Origin of the sequence: uncultured Jannaschia sp. (genome assembly GCF_947503795.1) — a bacterium.
Classification (GTDB): Bacteria; Pseudomonadota; Alphaproteobacteria; order Rhodobacterales; family Rhodobacteraceae; genus Jannaschia.
Genome location: NZ_CANNEZ010000001.1, coordinates 1,304,923 through 1,322,539, shown reverse-complemented (window position 1 = coordinate 1,322,539; position 17,617 = coordinate 1,304,923). Strand labels below are relative to the sequence as shown.

The 17,617-nt window shown below is 68.1% G+C and carries 13 protein-coding genes and 1 tRNA gene; 3 read left to right on the top strand and 11 right to left on the bottom strand.

The features are described 5' to 3' along the window. Nucleotides 1–118: 118 nt before the first annotated feature. Nucleotides 119–1,693 (top strand): glutamine-hydrolyzing GMP synthase, encoded by a 1,575-nt coding sequence (gene guaA / locus Q0833_RS07040; RefSeq protein ID WP_298431691.1) that lies wholly within the window; start codon nt 119–121, stop codon nt 1,691–1,693. Between the two features lie 113 nt (nt 1,694–1,806). Here guaA and Q0833_RS07035 read toward each other — a convergent pair whose 3' ends face one another. Both Q0833_RS07035 and Q0833_RS07030 read right to left on the bottom strand, forming a co-directional pair. Continuing rightward, nucleotides 1,807–2,304 carry a GNAT family N-acetyltransferase gene (locus tag Q0833_RS07035; protein ID WP_298431688.1) on the bottom strand — a complete coding sequence of 166 codons (498 nt, stop codon included), beginning with the start codon at nt 2,302–2,304 and terminating at the stop codon, nt 1,807–1,809. Nucleotide 2,305: 1 nt separating this feature from the next. Next, nucleotides 2,306–3,850: a helicase HerA-like domain-containing protein gene (locus Q0833_RS07030; protein ID WP_298431685.1), complete on the bottom strand. Its 1,545-nt coding sequence runs from the start codon at nt 3,848–3,850 to the stop codon at nt 2,306–2,308. A gap of 398 nt (nt 3,851–4,248) precedes the next feature. On the opposite strand from Q0833_RS07030, the gene Q0833_RS07025 reads away from it, so the two are divergent. Then, nucleotides 4,249–4,935 carry an invasion associated locus B family protein gene (locus tag Q0833_RS07025; protein WP_298431682.1) on the top strand — a complete coding sequence of 229 codons (687 nt, stop codon included), beginning with the start codon at nt 4,249–4,251 and terminating at the stop codon, nt 4,933–4,935. 55 nt (nt 4,936–4,990) lie between these two features. Here the strand turns inward: Q0833_RS07025 and Q0833_RS07020 are convergent, their stop codons facing one another. The 4 genes from Q0833_RS07020 to Q0833_RS07005 are packed head-to-tail and all read right to left on the bottom strand — an operon-like array spanning nt 4,991 to nt 9,150. Beyond that, nucleotides 4,991–6,193 (bottom strand): beta-ketoacyl synthase, encoded by a 1,203-nt coding sequence (locus tag Q0833_RS07020; RefSeq protein ID WP_298431679.1) that lies wholly within the window; start codon nt 6,191–6,193, stop codon nt 4,991–4,993. Further along, nucleotides 6,190–6,453, bottom strand: coding sequence for an acyl carrier protein (locus tag Q0833_RS07015; RefSeq protein ID WP_298431676.1), 264 nt, complete (start codon nt 6,451–6,453; stop codon nt 6,190–6,192). Before Q0833_RS07015 ends, Q0833_RS07020 begins: the two co-directional genes overlap by 4 nt. Beyond that, entirely contained in the window at nt 6,446–7,543 is a 1,098-nt protein-coding gene (lpxD, locus tag Q0833_RS07010; RefSeq protein ID WP_298431673.1) for a UDP-3-O-(3-hydroxymyristoyl)glucosamine N-acyltransferase, read from the bottom strand. Before lpxD ends, Q0833_RS07015 begins: the two co-directional genes overlap by 8 nt. A gap of 35 nt (nt 7,544–7,578) precedes the next feature. Further along, a complete protein-coding gene (locus Q0833_RS07005; protein WP_298431670.1) occupies nt 7,579–9,150 on the bottom strand; it encodes a L,D-transpeptidase family protein in 1,572 nt (523 codons plus the stop codon). Between the two features lie 272 nt (nt 9,151–9,422). On the opposite strand from Q0833_RS07005, the gene Q0833_RS07000 reads away from it, so the two are divergent. Continuing rightward, a complete protein-coding gene (locus Q0833_RS07000) occupies nt 9,423–9,998 on the top strand; it encodes a DUF882 domain-containing protein (protein ID WP_298431667.1) in 576 nt (191 codons plus the stop codon). A gap of 72 nt (nt 9,999–10,070) precedes the next feature. On the opposite strand, the gene Q0833_RS06995 is transcribed toward Q0833_RS07000, so the two are convergent. From Q0833_RS06995 to Q0833_RS06975, 5 genes are all read right to left on the bottom strand, one after another. Further along, nucleotides 10,071–11,147: an ABC transporter ATP-binding protein gene (locus Q0833_RS06995; RefSeq protein ID WP_298431664.1), complete on the bottom strand. Its 1,077-nt coding sequence runs from the start codon at nt 11,145–11,147 to the stop codon at nt 10,071–10,073. A gap of 62 nt (nt 11,148–11,209) precedes the next feature. Next, nucleotides 11,210–11,656, bottom strand: coding sequence for a hypothetical protein (locus Q0833_RS06990; RefSeq protein WP_298431661.1), 447 nt, complete (start codon nt 11,654–11,656; stop codon nt 11,210–11,212). Between the two features lie 116 nt (nt 11,657–11,772). Then, entirely contained in the window at nt 11,773–15,774 is a 4,002-nt protein-coding gene (locus Q0833_RS06985) for a Hint domain-containing protein (protein ID WP_298431658.1), read from the bottom strand. Between the two features lie 797 nt (nt 15,775–16,571). After that, a tRNA-Leu gene (locus Q0833_RS06980) sits at nt 16,572–16,656 on the bottom strand. Between the two features lie 39 nt (nt 16,657–16,695). Continuing rightward, nucleotides 16,696–17,565 carry a neutral zinc metallopeptidase gene (locus Q0833_RS06975; protein ID WP_298431655.1) on the bottom strand — a complete coding sequence of 290 codons (870 nt, stop codon included), beginning with the start codon at nt 17,563–17,565 and terminating at the stop codon, nt 16,696–16,698. Nucleotides 17,566–17,617 lie beyond the last annotated feature (52 nt).

The window sequence follows — 17,617 nt, the reverse complement described above, 5'->3', positions numbered from 1 at the left end:
ATCCGGAGATACAGCGCGTCCCGCCGCGGCCGCCGCGCATTTGCGGCCCGCAAGGGCGAAAGGCGACACTCCGTGTGGCGGCTTGCCAGCCCCGAGGCCGCGGCGTAAGCCCGCGCCCATGGACAAACAGCCCGATCACCAGCGCCTCCTCATCGTCGATTTCGGCAGCCAGGTGACGCAACTCATCGCCCGCCGCCTGCGCGAGTTGAACGTCTATTGCGAGATCCATCCGTTCCAATCGGTGACCCCTGCGTTCCTGGCCGACTTCGCGCCGCGTGCGGTGATCCTGTCGGGCGGCCCGGCCTCGGTGCCCGATGAAGGCTCGCCCCGCCCGCCGTCCGAGATCTTCGAGCTGGGCGTGCCGATCCTTGGGATTTGCTACGGCCAGCAGGTGATGCAGCAGATGCTCGGCGGCGAGGTGAAGCGCGGTGAGGGCACGGCCGAGTTCGGGCGCGCCTACGTGTCGCCCGAGGGCAAGCTCGACCTTCTGGACGGCTGGTTCGACGGGCTGGAGGCCACGGGCCGCGAGCAGGTCTGGATGTCCCATGGCGACCATGTCAGCCGGTTGGCGCCGGGCTTCGAGGTGTTCGGCACATCGCCCAATGCGCCCTACGCGATCACCGCCGATCCCGCGCGGCACTTCTACGCCGTGCAGTTTCACCCCGAGGTGCATCACACCCCCAAAGGCGCCCAGCTCTACGAGAATTTCGTGCGGCTCGCCGGGTTCGACGGCGACTGGACCATGGCCGGCTACCGCGAGCAGGCGATCGCCGCGATCCGCGCGCGGGTGGGCGATGCCAAGGTGATCTGCGGACTGTCAGGCGGGGTCGACAGTTCGGTCGCCGCGGTCCTGATCCACGAGGCGATCGGCGACCAGCTCACCTGCGTCTTCGTCGACCACGGCCTGCTGCGGCAGGGCGAGGCCGAGGAGGTCGTGACCATGTTCCGCGACCACTACAACATGCCGCTGATCCATGCCGACGAGCAGGAGCTGTTCCTGGGCAAGCTCGACGGCGTCAGCGACCCCGAGACGAAGCGCAAGATCATCGGCGGCCTCTTTATCGACGTGTTCCAGAAGTATGCCGACGAGATCGAGGGCGCGGCCTTCCTCGCGCAGGGGACGCTCTACCCGGACGTGATCGAAAGCGTCAGCTTCTCGGGCGGGCCGTCGGTCACGATCAAGAGCCACCACAATGTCGGCGGCCTGCCCGAGAAGATGGGCCTGAAGCTGGTCGAACCGCTGCGCGAGCTTTTCAAGGACGAGGTCCGGGCGCTGGGTCGGGAGTTGGGCCTGCCACCCAGCTTCATCGCTCGCCACCCCTTCCCCGGCCCCGGCCTCGCCATCCGCTGCCCCGGTGAGATCACCCGCGAGAAGCTGGAGATCCTGCGGAAGGCGGACGCGGTCTATATCGACCAGATCCGGCGCCACGGGCTCTATGATGACATCTGGCAAGCCTTCGTCGCGATCCTGCCGGTCCGCACGGTCGGCGTCATGGGCGACGGACGGACCTACGATTTCGCCTGCGCGCTCCGCGCGGTCACCAGCGTCGACGGCATGACGGCGGATTACTATCCATTCAGCCACGAGTTCCTGGGCGAGACCGCGACCCGTATCATCAACGAGGTGCCAGGCATCAACCGCGTGACCTACGACGTCACGTCGAAGCCCCCTGGCACGATCGAATGGGAGTGACCGCGTTCACGAAGGTGAACGCGGTCGGCGGCAAGGTGACAGTCGCAGACTGTCACAGCCGCACAGTCCAGAATCGAGCACCCGGGCCCTAAGAAGGCGCTGACGCGTAGGGCCTATCCCCCCGCGACGTCGCTCCGCCGCTCCATCAACACCACGTCGCGCCACGTGCCCGCCATCGGCCCGTAGGTCATGCGCCCGAGCCGCGTCCGCGTGCCGAGCACCGCGAAGCCGCAGGCCGCGTGGAGCGCGATGCTGGCACGGTTCTCGGGGAAAATCTGCGCGACGAGCGTCCACCAGCCCGCGGCCTCGCTCTCGGCAACGAGGCGGCCGAGGAGTGCGCGTCCGATCCCCTGCCCCGCCGCGGCCGCACCGATATAGGTGCTGACCTCGCCCACCCCCGAATAGGTGCAGCGCGACGACATTGCCGAAAGTCCGGTCCAGCCAAGGACGATCCCGTCCCGCTCGGCGACCAGGGCGAGCGCATGGGCGTCGTGGAACGCCGACCAGTCGGTCGGATCGTCCCGGAACGACGCGTGGCCGGTGGCCAGCCCTTCGGCGTGGATCGCAATGATCTCGGCGGCGTCGGCGGGGCGCGGCGGGCGCAGGATCACTTCAGCGTCCGCGGAAGAGCCCGCCGAGGACGCCGCGCACCAGTGCCTTGCCCGCCCGCGTCCCGAGCTGGCGCGCGACCGACTTCGCGAAGGTCGTGCCGACGGAATCGCCGCGGCTGCGCGGACGCGAGGTCGAACGGCTGACGCGCTCGCCGGAATAGCGGCGGCCGGCCTTGTACTCGCGCTCGCGCGCCTCGGCGGCCTCCTCCTCGGCCTCGGCGCGGGCTGCGTCGGCGGCGGCCTTTTCGGCTCGCGCCCCGAGAATTTCAAACGCGCTCTCGCGGTCGACCTCCGCCTCGTATTTGCCCATCAGGCCCGTGCCCGAGATCACCTGCCGCCGTTCCGCCGAAGTGATCGGGCCGAGTTGCGAGGCGGGCGGGCGGATCAGCGTCCGCTCGGCGACTCCGGGGATGCCCTTTCGCTCAAGAAGCGAGGTCACGGCCTCGCCCACCCCGACCTCGCGGATGGCGTCCTCGATGTCGAAGCGCGGGTTCTCGCGGTAGTTCTGCGCGGCCTGCCGCAGGGCCTGCCGGTCCTTGGCGGTGAAAGCGCGAAGCGCGTGCTGCACGCGGTTGCCGAGCTGACCCAGAATGTCCTCGGGCACGTCCTCGGGGTTCTGGGTCACGAAGAACACACCCACGCCCTTCGATCGGATGAGGCGCGCGACCTGCTCGACCTTGTCGACCAGAGCCTTGGGCGCCCCGTCGAACAGGAGATGCGCCTCATCGAAGAAGAAGACGAGCTTCGGCTTCTCGGGATCGCCCACCTCGGGGAGTTGCTCGAAGAGCTCGGAGAGGAGCCAGAGTAGGAAGGTCGCGTAGAGGCGCGGCGCGGCCATCAGTTTGTCGGCGGCCAGGATGTTCACCATTCCGCGCCCGTCCGACGCCAGGCGGATAAGGTCGTCCAGCTCCAGCGCGGGCTCGCCGAAGAGGTTCGCGCCGCCCTGCCCTTCGAGTTGCAGGAGCCGCCGCTGGATCGCACCGACGCTGGCCGTCGAGACGTTGCCGTAGCGCAGCGACAGGTCCTTGCGATGCTCGCCCACCCAGACCAGCAGCGCCTGCAGGTCCTTGAGATCGAGAAGCGCAAGCCCCTCCTCGTCGGCGACCCGGAACGCGATGTTGAGCACGCCTTCCTGCGCATCCGTCAACTCCATCAGCCGCGCCAGCAGAAGCGGCCCCATCTCGGAGACGGTCGTGCGCACGGGATGGCCCTGTTCGCCGTAGAGGTCCCAGAACGTCACCGGCGTGGCCTCGTAGCCGAGGTCGAGGCCGATCTTCGCGGCCCGCTCCATGAACGGCCCGTGCAGCTTGTGGTCGGCGCTGCCCGCCATGGCGAGGCCCGAGAGGTCGCCCTTCACGTCCGACAGGATCACCGGGACGCCTGCGTCCGAGAATCCCTGCGCGAGGATCTGGAGCGTGACGGTCTTGCCCGTGCCGGTCGCCCCCGCGATCAGGCCGTGCCGATTGGCGTAGTCCAGCCGCAGATGCTGGGGCGTCGCGTAGTCCGCGCCGCCACCACCCACGAAGATCCCGTTCGATGCGTCCATATCGTTCCCCCCGGTGCCGTTCACGGCATGTTAATCCCGCCCTGCCATACCAGACGGGGGCGGGGCGTCACCATGCGCCGTGCCCACCCTCCCTGTCGACTGGCCGCGCGGCATCTTCGTCGTGCGGCCCTTTTTTACGTGCGTTTCCCGTGACCTGCACGTCACGAAAAACCGCGTTGACGGCTGGGGAATCGCGGCCTAGGGTCCGCTCCATATCTAGTCGGCCAGTCCGACAGGGAGAGAAAAAAAGACGGAAAAGGGTCCTGCTCACGGGCCCTTTTCTGCGTCTGGGGATCGGCGTCCTGACCCTTGGGGATCGGGCCGCGCCACAATCCCCCTGCACCCCGCGGAACGGCCATGCTAAGGCGGGCAAAACCGACCCTGCAGGAGACCCGTACATGACCCCCATCCGAACCGCTTCGCGCCGGGCCGCCGCGCTGATCGCGCTGGGCCTGATCCTCGCCGCGCCGCTCCACGCGCAGGAGGCCGAGGCCCCCGCGACGACGACCGAGACCGAAGCCCCCGCTGAGGCCGCGACCGACGCACCCGCCGAAGGCGAGACCCAGACCCCGCCGCCGGGTGGTGCGCTTTCGACGGGCACCGCCGTCGGCGCCGCGGCAGGTGGTGGCCCCGAGATCTATGTCCGCGAGGAGCATGGCGACTGGGAGGTTCGGTGCCTTCGCGCGCCCGAGGGGCAGGACGATCCCTGCCAGCTCTACCAGCGGATGAGCGATCAGAACGGCAATCCGACGGCCGATGTGAACTTCTTCGACGTGCCCGATGGGGGCGAGATCGTCGCGGGCGCGACCGTCCTGACGCCGCTCCAGACGCTGCTCACCGCGCAGGTCACGCTGACGGTCGATGGCGGCCAGCCGCGCCGCTACCCGTTCAGCTTTTGCGACGCCTCCGGTTGCTATGCCCGGATGGGATTCAGCGCCGCCGACATCGCGTCGTTCCGTGCGGGCAATGCCGCGACGCTGGTCGTGGTCCCGGCACTGGCCCCTGACCAGGCGGCGCAGCTGACGATGTCGCTGACGGGCTTCACCGCGGGCTATGCCGCCGTCGAGGTGCCGAACGCCGAGTGACGCACACGCGAGGATGAAGACAGCCGGGCGGTCCCAAGGGGCCGCCCGGTTTCGTTCAGGGGGCCGTCAGCGCCAGTGTGGCGTTCATTCCGCCGAAGGCGAACGCGTTCGAGAGGCAGGCGGTCACGCGCGCGTCCCGGGCCTCGCCGGGGATGTAATCCCAGGGGCAATCCGGGTCGCGTGTCGACCAGTTGGCCGTGGGTGCCAGCACGCCGTCGCGCAGCGCCATGATGCAGGCCAGCAATTCGATCGCCCCCGTCGCGCCGATGCAGTGGCCGTGCATTGCCTTGGTCGAGGAGATCGGTGGCGGCGCGCCCGCGAAGACCGCGCCGATCGCGGCACTCTCGATGCGGTCGTTGGCTGCCGTCCCGGTGCCATGCGCATTGATATAGCCGACGGTATCAGGTTCCAGCCGCGCATCCGCCAACGCGCCGCGCATCGCCCGCTCGGCCCCGTCCTGAGAGGGTTGCACGATGTCGGCCGCGTCCGAGGTCATCGCGAAGCCCGCGATCTCGGCCAGGATCAACGCGCCGCGCGCCATGGCCCTGTCGCGTTCCTCGAGGACGAAGACCCCTGCCCCCTCACCCTGCACCATACCGGTGCGCGTGGCACAGAAGGGGCGGCAGGTGTCGCGCGCGAGAACGCGCAAGCCCTCCCACGCCTTGATGCCACCAAAGCAGAGCATCGCCTCGGCGCCGCCTGCGAGCATTACGTCCGCGCCGCCGCTCCGGATCATCTGGGCGGCCTGCCCGATGGCATGGTTCGACGACGCGCAGGCGGTCGAGACCGTGAAGGACGGCCCGCGCAATCCGTGCCGCATCGAAAGATGCGCGGCGGCGGCGTTGTTCATCAGGCGCGGCACGACGAAGGGATGGACGCGGTTCTTGCCGCCCTCGTAGACCGCGCGGTAATTGTCATCCTGCGTGTTCAGCCCGCCGCCCGAGGTCCCGAGCACGACCCCCGCGCGCAAGCTCTCGGCTTCGGTCAGCTGAAGCCCGGCCTGCGCCACGGCCTCGGCTCCGGCGCGGAGCGCGAACTGGGTGTAGCGGTCATAGAGTGCCAATTCGCTGCGATCGAAGAGCGCCGTCTCGTCGTGGTCGCGGACCTGCGCGCCGACGGTCACCGACAGGCGCGCGACGTCTCGGATGTCGAGCGGACCGATGGCCGAGCGCCCGTCCCGCATCGCCGCCAGCGTCGCATCCACATCCGAGCCGAGCGCATTCACCGTGCCCGCGCCGGTGATGACGACGCGCCTCATGCGTGTTGCGTTTCCACCAGCCGGGCGACCGCCGCGACGACGGCCCCGACGGACGAGACGTCGAATGCGCTCGCCTCTGGCGCGTTGGCATTGAACGGCACTTGGATGTCGAACGCCTCCTCGATAGCGAAGATCGCCTCGACCACACCCATGGAGTCGATCCCGAGATCGGCAAGCGACTGGTCGTCGGAGACGTCGGCGACATCAATCATCGCCTGTTCGGCGAGGATGGCGTGGATGCGGGACCGTAGGTCAGTCATCGCGACCCTTCTGGACAAGTGCGGTGACGGTCTTGCGAAGCTCGGCCACCTGTTCGCCGAGCCTCGGCAGACGACGCAGCGCCTTGTACATCGCCATGTTCGTCTCCATCGCGGTGCCCGGATAGCCGAGGATCACGTTGCCGGCCTTGACCCGCGTGAAGATCTTGGTGGCCCCGCCGGCGACCACGTCGTCGCCGATCTCGATGTTGTCGTTCACGCCGACCTGCCCGGCGAGCACGACGCGGTCGCCCACGGTGCTGCCCCCGGCCATGCCGACCTGCCCGCAGATCAGGCAGTCGCGCCCGATGAGGTTGTTGTGCCCGATATGCACGAGATTATCGATCTTGGTGCCGGACCCGATGGTCGTGTCGGCCACGGTACCTTTGTCGATGGTGGCGTTCGACCCGATTTCGACGTCGTCACCGATGGTCACGGCACCCAGCGAATGGATGCGGATCCACGGCTGCGGCACGATCTCGCCCTGGTCGCCCAGGCTGCGACGCGCGCGCTCGACGCCGTTCTCGTGCTCGGTCACGAAGCTGAAGCCGTCGCCGCCGATTACCGCGCCGGGCTGGATCACGATGCGCTGGCCTATGGTCACGCGGGATCCCACGACCACGCGCGGATGGATCAGGGCATCATCGCCGATAGTGGCCTCCGCGCCGATCACGGTGCCGGCCCCGAGGCTGGCCCGCGCGCCGATGCGGACGCCCGGCCCGATCGCGACGAAGGGGCCGATGGCGGCATCGGCCCCGATCTCCGCCGCGGGGTCGATGACGGCCGAGGGATGGATTCCTTCGGTCATCTGCGGTCCGGGGTCGAGCGCGGCGGTGATGCCGGCCATCGCCAGCCGCGCGCGCGGGACGGTCACTGCGCCGTCGAGGCCCATCGCGACCCAGTCCGCCCCGTCCCAGAGGATGGCGGCGCGGGCGGCCCCGGCGGTCAGCGCGTCCACATAGGCGGGCGACATCGCCAGCGCGAGATCGTCCGGCCCGGCCGCCGAGGGTTCGGACGCGCGCCGCAGACGGAGCGTCCCGTCACCGAGGACGGGGCGGCCCAGCGTGTCCGCGATCTCTTGCAGGGTGAACATCTTCGGCCCTCGGAGCGGCGTGCCCCGGCGGGGACTTAACTCCGCCCGGCGCTCAGTTCCACCCCGGCCTCGCGCAGCGCGCGCAGCACCCCTACGTCACGTCCGTAGGGATCGCCGCGATAGTTGGCGCGCCCGGTCGGCGTGACCCAGGCGGACCAGTAGACGAGGTGGACGCCGATCGGCTCCTCGAGGTTGACCCTCCGTTCGCGCCCGCTGGCGAGGATGCCGTTGAAATGGCCGCGGGGATCCGCCTCCTGCGGGGTGAGCAGGTGGTAGGCCAGCTCGAGCGGGCGACCGACGCGGACGCAGCCATGGCTGAAGGTCCGCACGTCGCGGGCGAAGAGGCTGCGCGACGGAGTGTCGTGCAGGTAGATGTTGTACTTGTTGGGGAACATGAACTTCACCCGCCCGAGCGCGTTGCGCGGCCCCGGCGGCTGCTTGAGGCTGTAGGGGAAGTTCTGTGCGGTGTAGCGGCTGAAGTTGATCGCGTTCCGATTGACGCGGCCGTTGCGCGAATAGACCTCCAGGTGACGGGCTCCGCCCCGGCGCAGGGCCGGCAGGTACTCGTTCACCGTGATCGAACGCGGGACATGCCAGTACGGATTGATGACCATATGAGTCATCGTATGGCTGAATTCGGGGGTGCGGCGGTCGGGCGTGTCGGCACCCACGACGACGACCGTGTCGAAGGTGACCTTGCCGTCATCGACAACGTAGGCATGCTGTTCAGCGAGGTTCACGAGGATGTGGCGCTGCTCCAGCGGCTTGTTCATCCAGCGCTGCCGCTCCAGCCCGACGACGATCTGCGCCATCCGGTCTTCGAGCGGCACGTTGATCGCCGCCAGCGTCGCGCCCCCCGCTTCGCCGTCCGGGGTCAGGCCATGATCGACCTGGAAGGCGCGGATGGCGGAGGCCATGGCCTCGTCGAAACCGGACACGGCCGAGCGCCGCAGGTAGCCCATGCGGATCAGGCGGTTGCGGAGCGCCACGACGGCGGGCCCCTGCGCGCCGAGCGCCAGCGTGCCGCCCGGCACAGTGGCGCCCCATCCGCCCGCGCGACGCGCCTCTTCCAGACGCAGCTTCTCGCGGAGGAGGCGCGTATAGGCGGGCGAGGTCGGCCAGAGGCTCTGGACGAAGGCGAAGGGATCGCCCTCGGTGAAGGCGGTGATCTGTTCGAGCCAGTCGCGCTTGGGCACCTCGACCACGATCGAGCGGTCGACCTGGCGGGGATCGAGGATCCCCGAGCTGACATCCTGGGCGTAGCGCAGGAAGCGGCGCGTCATCTCGACCTCGAGCGCGCCGCGATCGGCCCCGGTGCGGGCGGCGGCGAAATCGCTGCGGATCGTGGCCGCATCGTAGCGACCGGTCGGCAGACCGTGATCGCCCGCGGCGTCCAATGCCCAGAGGAAGGCGGCGCGACGCGTCTCGGCCCCTTCGCCCATCCAGATCGGCGTGAAGTTCCGCGACCGGTAAAAGGCCGCGATGGCGTCGTCCTCGGACGCGGCCTGCGCCACCGCCTGCTGCAGCGGCGTCACCAGCGGCTTCGCGACGACGGGCGACGCCGCGAGGATCAGCGCCGCGGCCAGGGCGGAGATTTTCGGTATCATGATGCGGTCCTTCGGCAGTCCCGACGACCCTAACGTCAAGGAATTGCGAGTCCATTCACGTTTTGCCAATTCTTGGCGTGTAGGCTCGGGTGCAACAGATGCGGACGAGTTCCATCACGTTCGCGAATTGGCGGATTTCCGCGCAATTGTCTCCGGCCGCGGTGCGCGATTCGGGGAATCGCCAAACTTATGCCACATCCGTCTCGTCACATGGGGATGAGGCAGAAGTGATCGCAACGTCGATCGCGAACAGTGAACGGGGCAAGACACACATGACCGATCTATCGGGCCGGACTTCCACGATTTCTCGTCGTGGGCTGCTCGGGGCTTTCGCCGCAACGGCGATCACCGCAGCACCCACCTACTCGAATGCCGCAGGCTTCCTGCGCGGCGGCGGCGATATCCGACGCATCAAGATGCACAACGCCCGGACGGGCGAGAGCATGGACACGATCTACTGGATCGAGGGCAATTACGTCCGCGACGCCATGAACGAGATCAACTTCTTCTTCCGCGACTGGCGTCGGAACGAAGTGAAGCAGATCGACAACCGCACCCTCGACATCATCGCGGCAACCCACAACCTCGTGGACGCGTCCGAGCCGTTCCTTCTTTTGTCGGGCTATCGCTCGCCGGCGACGAACCGGGCCCTGCGCGCGCGGTCGCGTGGCGTGGCGCGGAACTCGCTGCACCTGCAGGGCCAGGCCGCCGATCTTCGCCTGTCCTCGCGCTCCGTGCGCCAGGTCGCCCGCGCGGCGGCGAGCTGCGGTGCCGGAGGCGTCGGCAAGTATTCGGGCTCAAATTTCACCCATGTCGATTGCGGCGTTGTCCGCACCTGGGGCGGCTGACCGCCACTCCCCTCTGCCTCTCGCGATCCGCGCCGCCCCCCGCCCCGGGGGCGGCTTTCGCGCGTCGGGACCTCAGGTCTCCGGGAAGACGAAACACCGATCCCGGCGGATGGATAGCCAGAGCACGGTCCCCGGCTTTGGCAGGAACACCGCCGGTACCGTCGCGGTCACCACCGTGCTGCCGTCATCCATCAGGAATTCGATCAGGCTTTCCTTGCCCATGAACCGCGCCCGCTGCACGAGGCCGCGCGCGGGCACGCCTTCGGTCGACGTAGGCGCGGGTCCGCGACCGCCCCGGTCGAAATCCAGCCGGACATGCTGCGGGCGGAAGACGATCTCGACCGCCGTGCCATCCGGCAGGCCGGGTGCCAGGAACTGACCGAAGGGCGTCTGCGTCAGTGCCCCGTTCACTTCGCCGTGCAGGATGTTGATATCGCTGAAGAACGCTGCCGCATCCCGGTCGGCGGGCGTGTTGTAGAGGTTGTACGGCGCGGCGCGCTGCACGATGCGCCCATGGCGCATCAACGCGATCTCATCGGCCATGCGCATGGCCTCGTCCGGCTCATGCGTCACCAAGAGGACGGCCGTCCCCTCCTCCTTGAGCATCGCGAGGGTCGCATCGCGGATCTCGTCGCGCAACCGGTTGTCGAGCCCCGAGAACGGCTCGTCCATCAGCATGATGTCGGGCCGGGGCGCCAGAGCACGGGCCAGCGCGACGCGCTGTTGCTCGCCGCCCGAAAGCTGGTGCGGATGCAGATCGCCATAGCCCGCAAGATCGATGCGCCGCAGAAGCTCGGTCACACGCTGGCCGGTGGCGGCGCCGCGCGGCAGGCCGAAGGCGATGTTGTCGGTGACGTTGAGATGCGGGAAGAGCGCGAAATCCTGGAACATCAGGCCGACGCCGCGCCGCTCGGGCGGGACATGGACGTGATCGTCGGCCACCAGGCGTCCGTTCAGCGTGACGGTGCCCGCATCCTGTCGATCGACGCCCGCGATGATACGCAGCGTCGTCGACTTGCCGCAGCCCGACGGTCCCAGCAGACATGTGACGCGCCCGGCCGCGACCGACAGATCGATCCCGTCGACGACGTTCCGACCCCCAAGGGTGCGGGTCAGGCCCTTGGCCTCAAGGCGGAGTTGCGTCGTCACCCAAATACCCGAGCGTTACAGTCGGGTTGGACTAGCAGCCGGGCCGGTGGCGGTCCACCCGATCAGAGGACTTCGCCGACCTGCTTTTCCTGCCGCGCATAGAGGTAGATCAGGAAGGACAGGAGCAGGACGCCGCCGAGTGCCAGCCAAGCCGTCGTGCCGCCGCCCGCCATCGCGATGACCGACGGCTCGGCCATGACCAGCATCCAGACATAGAGCACGACCAGCGTGAGGAAGGCGAAGGCCAGCATCCAGACCGCCGGGCGCAGATGCGCGAGCAGGCAGAGCGCGCCCACGAGTGCCAGCGTGACATGCGCGCCCCACACCCCGTGGACCCAGCCGGGAATCGAGCTGAGCCACGCGATCTGCGCGTCCGAGTAGAGCGCCATCCAGCCCATGCGCATCCCGTAGGCCACGAAGACGTATTCCGCCATCGCGAGGAGGCCGTAGACGAGGGCGATCGCCCCCATGACGTAGAAATGCCAGCGCCGCATCCGGGCCCCCATCATTGTGATCCAGCAGCGGATATCACGGATGCCGGGCGATACAAACGCGAAGGGGCGCAGTCACCCGCGCCCCTTGGCCTCGATCCGCGGGCCGTGGCCCCGGTCGATACGATCGTGAATCAGCGGACCAGAAGCTCCGCTTCCTTGCGCTTGAGCATCCGACGGGCCGCCACATAGGCGACCCGGCCCTCGTGGCCGCGCAATTCCGGGAAGATCGCGAAGATCTCCTCGCGCTGCGGTTCGCCCAGGCCCTTGAGCGTCTGGTCGCCGGGCTGGAAGCTCTCGGTCCAGGCGCCGTCGGAAAGGATGACCTCGTGATTGTCGAACATCACGTGGATGTAGGTCGTGTCCTCGGGTTCGGCGCGCTCGATGCCGGGTCGGCCGACCAGGTGCTTGGCCGCGATCAGGACTTCGCGCTCGTCGAAATAGAGCATCGTCTCGTCATTCGCGATCAGCATCCGGTGCTGCGGCGAGACCTTCATGTCCCGCTCGGGCAGACCGTGACCCAAGGCCCCCGCACGGATCAGGACCGGGCGCAGCGTGCCATCGGTCTTCAGCTCGGCCGCCTCCATGGTGCGCGACCCGATCCAGCGCACGACCTGAATGCCGTTGTCGCGGGTGATGATCCGGTCGCCGACGCTCAGCGATTCGACCGGAACCTCGCCCCGCGGCGTGGCGATCAGGGTGCCGGGCGTGAAGCAGGGCACGACGTTCTCGATCTCGGTGAAGCCGAGCGTGGTGCCGTCGTCGAAGAAGACGGTGCCGTCCTCGCGGTCGGCCGAGGTGTATTCCACCCGGTCGACCCCCGCGCCGGTCAGGTCCAGCGTGTCGAAGTCGTCGCCACCGGCGCCGCCATCGACCGTGTCGCCGCCATTGCCGCCGAGGAACACGTCGCGATCATCCCCGCCCGAGAGCGAGTCGAGCCCGTCGCCGCCGACGATCGTGTCGTTGCCGGTGCCGCCGATGATCGAGTCGTCCCCGTCACCGCCGTCGAGGCTGTCATCGCCGGCACCGCCGTCGAGCGTGTCCTCGTCGATCTCGCCGAAGAGCGTATCGTTGCCCTCGCCGCCCGACAGGCTGTCATCGTCGTCGGCGCCGAAGATCAGGTCGTCCCCGATCCCGCCATCGACCACGTCGCGACCGTTGTCCTGCACCAGATCCCGGTCATCGGGGATGTTCAGCGCGTCCGGCGCGCCGGGTCCGAAGCCCGCGTAGATCGTGTCATTGCCAGACCCGCCGAGGATCGTATCCGACCCCTCGCCGCCGATGATGAAGTCATTGCCGTCGTCGCCGTCGATCAGGTCGCGGTCGAAGCCACCGTCGATCGTGTCGCGGCCCGAGCCGCCATTGATCGTGTCGTCATCGTCGCCGGTCGAGATCCAGTCGTCGCCGCCACGCCCTTCGACGTTGTCGCGATCGTCGTTCGGGTCGTCATCCGACGGGAAGAGGCCGGGATAGCCCAGATCGGGCGAGCCGATGACGCCCGCGTCGATCGTGTCCGCGCCGCCATTGCCGGTGATGAGATCGTTGCCGAGCCCGCCGATGACCGAGTCGCCGTCCGCGCCGGAGCGCAGCGTGTCGTCGCCGTCGCCGCCGTCCAGCGTGTCCTCGCCGCTCAGGCCGCGGATCGAGTCGTTGCCGTCACCGCCCGAAAGGCTGTCATCGCCGAGACCGCCGAGCAGCGTGTCGTCGCCCTCTTCGCCCAGGATCGTGTCGTTGCCCGCGCCGCCTTCGATCAGGTCGTCGCCGATCCCGGCCTCGACGCTGTCGTCGCCGTCGCCCGCGTCGATTTCGTCATCGCCGTCTCCGGCGAGGATGGTGTCGTTGCCACCGCCGGCCAGGATGATGTCGTCATCGCCGACCTCGCCCGGAAGCAGCGCATCGTCATTGTCGACGAGATCGCCATCGGGGTCGCCGGTGTAATCGACGTCGATCAGGTCGCCATCCTCGGTGCCCTCGACGATACCGTCGCGGACGACGCCGCCTATGACGTTCTCGATATTGACGAAGCTGGCGGTCTCGCCGGTCGGCTTGCCGTCGGGGCCCGTGAAGAAGATCGTGCCATTCTCGGCATTGTCGGGGTCGAACTCGACGATCGCGTCCACGCCGGTCAGGTCCAGCGTGTCGAAGTCGTCGCCGCCCTCGTTGCCGTCGATGACGTCGCCGGGGGTCACCGAGATGAACGTGTCGCGGTCGTCGCCGCCGAAGAGCTCGTCCTGCCCCGCGCCGCCGATGATGGTGTCGTCCCCGGCCTCGCCGAAGATCGTGTCGGCGCCGTCGCCGCCCGTCAGAAGGTCGTCGCCCGCGATGCCGGTCGGGTCCTCGAAGCCGATGACGGGTGCGTGGAACACGTCGGTGATGTTGATGCCGGAATCGGCGTCACCGGTCATCTCGTGCAGGATCTCGATCCGGCTGACCGGGCCCGCGATGTCGACCGTGACCGAGTAGTCGTCCGAGCTGTCGGGCTGGTAGCCGCCGTTCGAGCTGGCCATGCCGCCCGCGACGGTCAGGTTCGAGCCGCCCGTCAGGGTGACGGGCACGGGCTTGCCGTCGGCGTCGTAGGCCACGACCGTGACCTTGCCGTCACCATCGATGTCATTGATGTTGAAAGATACATCGCAGACGGGACCGGAATAGTCGAAGGCGTATTGCGCCGCGAACTCGTCGTCCCGGATGATCGACCCGAAGGACGAATTGTCGTTGATCGTCTCGCTGCCGCTGTCGATGCCGGCGACGTTCTGGTCGTCGGTCTCGAACTGGTTGCGGACCGTTCCGACCTCCTTGGTGGTCGTGAACGAGACGGTGACCTCGCCCGTGTCCTGGGTGAGGCTGTCGCGCGCCACCTCGTCGCCGTAGCCATGCGCGTGGGACCAGTTGAAGCTTTCGCGCGCACCGCAGATCGGCGCGCCCTTGGTGCCGCCGGTATCGCCGAAGATCAGGTCGTCATCCTTGCCGCCGTCGATGACGTCATCGCCCGCGCCGCCCGACAGGACATCGTCGCCCTTGCCGCCGAGGATGGTGTCGTTTCCGGCACCGCCGTCGATCGTGTCGGCCGCGCCGTCGTCGCTGGCAACCGAGGTGTCGCCGGTCTTGATCGACGTGGCGTCGTAGCCCGTGATCAGGTCGTCGCCCGCGCCGCCCTCGATGCTGTCGGCGCCGCCGCGGCCCTCGATCTTGTCGTCGCCGGTGCCGCCGTCGATGGTATCGGCATCGTCGCCGCCGAAGATCGTGTCCCGGCCGGACCCGCCGTCGAGCACGTTATGGCCCGCGCCACCGCTCAGCTGGTCGTTGCCCGACCCGCCGAGGATCGTGTCCGCACCATCGCCGCCATGGAGCGCATCACCATGTGCACCGCCGTCGATCAGGTCGTCGCCCGCACCGCCTTCGATCGTGTCGCAGCCGTCTTCGCCGTTCAGCGTGTCATCCCCGGCCTCGCCGAAAATCTTGTCGTTGCCGGTCCCGCCGAAGACGATGTCGTCCGCCTCGCCCGCGTAGACGGTGTCGTGTCCGCCGCCCGCCAGGATCAGGTCCTCGTTTCCGGTCGTGCCGGCCACGCCGATCGCGTCGTTGGCGTCGACGCGGTCGCCCTGCGCATCCACATATGTCGTGTCGATCAGTTCGCCCGCCGCGGTGCCGTTGACCACGCCATCGCCCTGCCCGGCGTCATAGACGATATTGTCCACCGCGCCCGAGCCGTCGAACTTGACGACCATCTTGCCGACGCCCGCGGTGTCGAGATGCACGACCTTCTGGCCGCCATTGGCGGTGGTCACGTCATATTGGCGGATGAAGTTGCCATGTTCGTCGTAGAGCTTGATCCAAATCGGCTCGTCGGCGTCGAGCACGGTGATCGAATGCATGTCGACCTCGCCGTCGAAGTCGAAGGTCAGCATGCCGCCATGGGCCTCGTCGTCGGGATCGTGGCTGTCGCCGTCCTCGGACAGGATCAGGACCTTGCCCAGGTTGCTGGTCGCCAGGTCGTAATCGCCGCCGGTCGGGTGGGCCGTGTCGAAGATCATCGGCGGGTTGTGCCCGTTGCCCGAGGTGACGGTGACGCCATCGAGCTGATCGTTGATGATCGTGCCGGCCGAGAAGGAATTGAAATCGATTGTCGTGGTCATGGCATTGACTCCCCTATGCCGCGCCGTGGCGCGGACGCCGCGCGGCATTTCGGCAAACAATAAACGGATGGCGGACGGACACGGAGCGCGGGCGACTGAGGCCGCGATGGCGGGCGACGGGCAGATCGAATGTCACGACGGCATCTCCGTGGTCGGTTACGTTACCGGCCCTCGGAGGAACGATGCGCTGACGGAAACGGCGGCGACGGCACACGAGCGGGTGTCGAGAGCGACACGGCGGCACAGAGCGCGGGCCCGATCGGACCTGCGATGTGCACCGATCGGCACACATCCGCGCATTCGTGCCGAATCCGTACCCCGGACCCTCAGCTCGTGTGACCGCCCCAACGGTCAGCAGACATCGCCCCCCAGTCGGGCGTTCCTTTGTCTTAACGGATCGTTCGCCGCACTCCAAGGCAATAGGGCACAATCCGGGCAAGCCCGTTGGCGTTAACCTTTATCACGAAACGAAAATGTCGGAGGGGCCCTGATTGTGCCGCGATCGAGTTGCCCGAGCGGAAACGTTAACATTTGCGCCGCGGGGTCGGCCGACCCTGCGCCACAAGGCTCGAACGCCTCCTGTCAAGGGTCGGAGCGCCCCGGTTGGCGATCTTCCACCGCGAGGCTCGGTAAGCGCCTCGTTTCCCGATTTGTGACGGAATGTGTCAAAATAATGGCGCCCCGGAACTGCTCTGTTTCGGAATGCGCGACGCAACGTCATGAACGCTGTCTCCGGAACGGCGACGATTAACCATGTTTGGACGAATCGTTCACTGCGCCTGTCGCGCTGCTGCCTTTGGTACCCGTGGTCGGACTCGAACCGACAAGCCTCGCGGCGGGGGATTTTGAATCCCCTGCGTCTACCAATTCCGCCACACGGGCAGCCGGGCCGCGCTTACGCCTGCGGCCCGGCGCCGTCAATCACAGCCGGTCGGCCGAGAACGTATCGCAGGCCGTCATGTCCCCGGTCTGGTAGCCGGTCATGAACCAGCGCGCGCGCTGCTCGGAGGTGCCGTGGGTGAAGGTGTGGGGCCGCGGCACGCGGCCCGCCTCGCGTTGGAGCGTGTCGTCCCCGATCTCGCGCGCGGCGTTCACCGCCTCCTCGAGGTCACCCGGCTCGATCGCGCCGAAGCGGGCCTGCGCATAGCGCGCCCAGATCCCGCTGTAGCAATCGGCCTGAAGCTCGATCCGGACCGAGATGGCGTTCGATTGCTCGGTCGAGGACTGCGCCCGGATCGCATTGGCCTGGCTCAGGATCCCCAGCTCGTTCTGGACGTGATGCGCGATCTCATGGGCGACGACATAAGCGGCGGCGAAGTCGCCCCGCGCCCCGAGTTGCCGCTCCAGCGTGGTGAAGAAGGCTGTGTCGAGATATGCCTTCTCGTCCGCCGGGCAATAGAACGGGCCGGTCGCGCCCGACGCACCGCCGCAGGGCGATTGCGTCACCTGGCTGAAGAGCACCAGCGTCGCGGGATCGTAGGGTTGGCCGACCTGATCGCGGAAAATCTCGGCCCAGACCTCCTCGGTATCGGCCAGCACGACGGACACGAACTGCCCCTCCTGCTGCTCGGCTTCGGTCAGCGGACGGCTTTCGCCCGCGGGGGCCGAGGTCTGGAAGCCGCCGCCCCCGCCCGACAGGAACGGCGTGACGTCGATGCCGAAGAACCAGCCGATCAGGAGGACGGCGATCAGTCCGAATCCGCCGATGCCACCGACCGCGGCCCGGCCGCCCCCACGCCGTCCCCGACGGTCCTCGATATTGGCGCTTCCGCGCCGGCCTCTCCACCGCATGATCGGACTCCCGTGTCGGTTGTGCAGAAGACAATCTAACTTGACCCCGCCG

What these genes read in the sequence shown, in the direction of transcription:
- guaA (WP_298431691.1), top strand. Translation starts at nt 119, where the DNA reads ATGGACAAACAGCCCGATCACCAGCGCCTCCTCATCGTCGATTTCGGC.
- Q0833_RS07030 (WP_298431685.1), bottom strand. Translation starts at nt 3,850, where the DNA reads ATGGACGCATCGAACGGGATCTTCGTGGGTGGTGGCGGCGCGGACTAC.
- Q0833_RS07025 (WP_298431682.1), top strand. Translation starts at nt 4,249, where the DNA reads ATGACCCCCATCCGAACCGCTTCGCGCCGGGCCGCCGCGCTGATCGCG.
- Q0833_RS07020 (WP_298431679.1), bottom strand. Translation starts at nt 6,193, where the DNA reads ATGAGGCGCGTCGTCATCACCGGCGCGGGCACGGTGAATGCGCTCGGC.
- Q0833_RS07015 (WP_298431676.1), bottom strand. Translation starts at nt 6,453, where the DNA reads ATGACTGACCTACGGTCCCGCATCCACGCCATCCTCGCCGAACAGGCG.
- lpxD (WP_298431673.1), bottom strand. Translation starts at nt 7,543, where the DNA reads ATGTTCACCCTGCAAGAGATCGCGGACACGCTGGGCCGCCCCGTCCTC.
- Q0833_RS07005 (WP_298431670.1), bottom strand. Translation starts at nt 9,150, where the DNA reads ATGATACCGAAAATCTCCGCCCTGGCCGCGGCGCTGATCCTCGCGGCG.
- Q0833_RS07000 (WP_298431667.1), top strand. Translation starts at nt 9,423, where the DNA reads ATGACCGATCTATCGGGCCGGACTTCCACGATTTCTCGTCGTGGGCTG.
- Q0833_RS06990 (WP_298431661.1), bottom strand. Translation starts at nt 11,656, where the DNA reads ATGATGGGGGCCCGGATGCGGCGCTGGCATTTCTACGTCATGGGGGCG.
- Q0833_RS06985 (WP_298431658.1), bottom strand. Translation starts at nt 15,774, where the DNA reads ATGACCACGACAATCGATTTCAATTCCTTCTCGGCCGGCACGATCATC.
- Q0833_RS06975 (WP_298431655.1), bottom strand. Translation starts at nt 17,565, where the DNA reads ATGCGGTGGAGAGGCCGGCGCGGAAGCGCCAATATCGAGGACCGTCGG.